This window comes from Streptomyces himastatinicus ATCC 53653 (assembly GCF_000158915.1).
GTDB lineage: Bacteria > Actinomycetota > Actinomycetes > Streptomycetales > Streptomycetaceae > Streptomyces > Streptomyces himastatinicus.
Map to the genome: position 1 here is coordinate 8,111,295 of NZ_GG657754.1, position 3,120 is coordinate 8,114,414.

Here is a 3,120-nt window from a genome sequence, read left to right on the forward strand (position 1 = left end):
GATCCCGGGGTCCGCCAGCACATACCCGATGCGCAGCCCCGCCAGCCCCCAGGTCTTGGTGAGGCTGCGCAGCACGACCAGACCCGGCACATCCGTACGGGAGGCGAGCGACGCGGGCTCGCCCGGCACGGCGTCCATGAACGCCTCGTCCACCACCAGCGTCCGCCCGGGCCGCGCCAGTTCGGCGAGCACGGCGGCCGGGTGCAGCACGGAGGTGGGGTTGGTGGGGTTGCCGACGACCACCAGATCGGCGTCGTCCGGCACCGCCGCCGGATCCAGCCGGAAGCCGTCCCGCTCGTCGAGCAGCACCCGCTCCACCGTGTGCCCGGCGTCCCGCAACGCGGCCTCCGGCTCGGTGAACTGCGGATGCACCACCACCGGGCGCCGGGCCGGAAGGGCGCGGGCGATCAGCACGAACGCCTCCGCGGCCCCGGCCGTCAGCAGCACCCGCCCCTCGGGCACGCCATGGCACGCGGCCACGGCGGCGCGCGCCGCCCGCCCGTCCGGGTAGGCGGCCAGCCCGTCGAGGGACGCGGCGATGCGGTCCTTGAGCCAGCGCGGCGGCGTACCGGCCCGGACGTTGACCGCGAGGTCCGTCAGCCCGGCGTCGGCGCCGCGCACCTCCGCGTCCCCGTGATGCCGCAGATCGAACCCGGGGACCGCACTGTCGGCAGGCGTCTCACAGGCGGGCGTCTCACGGGTGGGCGTCCCGGCCGCCGGTATCCCAGCGGCGGGTATCTCAGCGGACATCGGCGTGGATGTCCGGGTGGGAGTGGGCATGGGCCGCCTCCTCCTCGAGCTGCGCCCGCTCGGGCACCCCGGCCACCTCCTCGTAGCGCTCCATGACCAGCTCCGCCAACTCCACGGTCGGGCCGATGACATCGGCGGACACCACCTCGGCATCCGGATACGCGAGCTGCCAGCCCTCCGCCTGCTGCTGCACCCGCTCCAGCGCGTCACCGCCGAACAGGAAATACGGGCAGCACCACGATCCGCTGCGCCCCGAGCCGCACACAGCGGTCAAGGCCCGAGGGCACGTCCGGCGCGGCGAGCGAGGCGAACGCCGTCTCGACGCCCGCGAAACCGCGGCCCTCCCACAGCAGCCGGGCGGCCCGGTGCACCTCGGCGTTGCCCTCCGGCAGCGGCGACCCGTCGCCCACCAGCAGCACCGTCGTCCGCGACCGGTCCGAGGGGGAGCGCCGACCGCCGCCCAGCGCCTCGTCCAGCCGCCGCTCCAGCACCCGCAGCAGCCGGGGGTCCGGACCCAGCGGGCGGCCGAAGACGAACGAGGCGTCCGCGTGCCGCTCCGCCTCCTGGGCCAGCGCGGCGGCGACCCCGTCTCTCGGGTGCTCCACCGGGACCAGGCTGAGGGGCACGACGGCGAAACGGGTCACGCCCTCTCCGACGAGGCGGGCCACCGCATCGGACAGCGGGGGCGCGCCCGGCCCGGTGAGGCCGCCTGCCACGGGCAGATCGGGGTGCTGCGCGCCCAACTCCCGTACGAAATCCTGGAAGGCGCCGGCGCGCCTCTCGTCTCGGGTGCCGATGCCTGCGATGAGCAGCGCGGGCGGGGTCGTCACGAGGTCTCCTTGGTGCAGGGTGAAGCAGGTCTCACGGTGCAAAGCGCAGTCTCGCCCCGAGACGTTACTGAGCGCCGTCGGGACACGCCACGGGAGGTCTTCGGCGGTTTGCGGAGTGGCCGTTTTGAGACGTGCTGTCCTGCGCGTGGCCGTCCTGCGGGTGCGGGCCGCGGCGGGCGATCGCACAGGTGGCCCTGGACGGCCTGCCACCACCCGGCTCCGACACCCGCTTGGCGACGAGCAGTTCGCCCCCCGGCCCGGCGGCCAGCAGCGCGGCCGCCTCGGCCACACCGGGCGTCCCCACGGCGGTCAGGGCCGCCATGGACGGGTTCGGCACCTCGACCGCGGCCAGCAACTGCGCCCCGAACCCCCGCAGCGGCACCCCGAACCGCTCGGCCGCGGCCAGCAGCCCGGGCTCACCGGCCTTGGCCTCGACCGTCGCCAACTCGGCGACGCCGCCCGGCGCGAGGCCCGCCCCGGCGAGGGCCGCCGCCACCAGCCCGGTCACCTCGTCCACGGACACCCCCCGCCCCGCGCCGACGCCGACCACCAGATCGGGCTGTTGAGGATGGCGCACGTCAGGTCACCGCCCTCGTCACCCGGCGGCGGGCACGCATCCGGCCACGAACCGGGCCGCCATACCGGGCACCGCGGCCCAGTGCACATGGAGATACGAGGCATGCACGTTTCCCGGTGCGAACCCTTCGGTACGGCGCTGCGGATGGACGAGCCCCCAGGCGGGCGTCTGCCCGGCCCCCGGCTCGACGGTGGTGCGGTGGAACTCATGGCCCCGCACCCGGGTCCCCGCGGCGGCGAGGGACGTGTCGGAAATGGCCACGGCCTCACGGTAGCCCAGCGTCAGCCGATCCGACATATGTGCCTCGGCGTCCACCACTCCGCACATCGGGCGCCCGTCCAGCGAGCGCGCCAGATACAGCAGCCCGGCGCACTCGGCGGCGATGGGCGCGCCCGTCGCCGCCAGCTTGGCGACCTCGGTGCGCAGCGGCTCGTTCGCGGACAGCTCCGGTGCGTACACCTCCGGGAAGCCGCCACCGATCACCAGCCCGCCGGTCCCGTCGGGGAGGCGCTCGTCCCGCAGCGGGTCGAACGGCATGACCCGCGCGCCCGCGGCGGTGAGCAGCTCGGTGTGCTCCGCGTAGGAGAAGGTGAACGCGGCCCCGCCCGCCACGGCGACCACCGGCCGCCGGTCCTCCGGCAGGGGGCTCTCCGCGGCGGCCTCCGCCGCCGGGCCCAGCTCCGCCACCGGATCCCACACCGGTCCTGACAGGGGAGGCGCGCTGCCCGCCAGCGCCATCAGCCCGTCGAGATCGCACCCCTCCCGCACCCATGCGGCCAGCGCCGCGACCGAACCCGTGGCCTCCGTGCGCCGCTCGGCCACCGGCACCAGACCGAGATGACGGCTCGGCGTCCCGACCTCGCGCATCCGGCGCAGCGCGCCGAACACCGGCACCCCGGCGCCCTCCAGCGCCTCCCTCAGCATCGCCTCGTGCCGGTCGGACGCCACCTTGTTGAGGATCAC

3 protein-coding genes and 1 pseudogene are annotated in these 3,120 nt (G+C 75.6%); all 4 read right to left on the bottom strand.

Annotated elements, in window-relative coordinates; genetic code table 11:
- Positions 1-780 (bottom strand): Rv2231c family histidinol phosphate aminotransferase CobC (cobC, locus tag SSOG_RS34590; RefSeq protein ID WP_106516502.1); only part of this gene is annotated, 780 nt, incomplete at its 3' end.
- A pseudogene (locus tag SSOG_RS34595) lies at positions 740-1,580 on the bottom strand (sirohydrochlorin chelatase). The pseudogene SSOG_RS34595 and the gene cobC, both read right to left, overlap by 41 nt.
- Positions 1,581-1,644: 64 nt before the next feature.
- A complete protein-coding gene (locus SSOG_RS34600; protein WP_009718920.1) occupies positions 1,645-2,157 on the bottom strand; it encodes a cobalamin biosynthesis protein in 513 nt (170 codons plus the stop codon).
- 18 nt (positions 2,158-2,175) lie between these two features.
- Positions 2,176-3,120, bottom strand: a 945-nt coding sequence (locus SSOG_RS34605; protein ID WP_039939358.1) for a cobyrinic acid a,c-diamide synthase CobB, incomplete at its 5' end; no start/stop codon positions are given.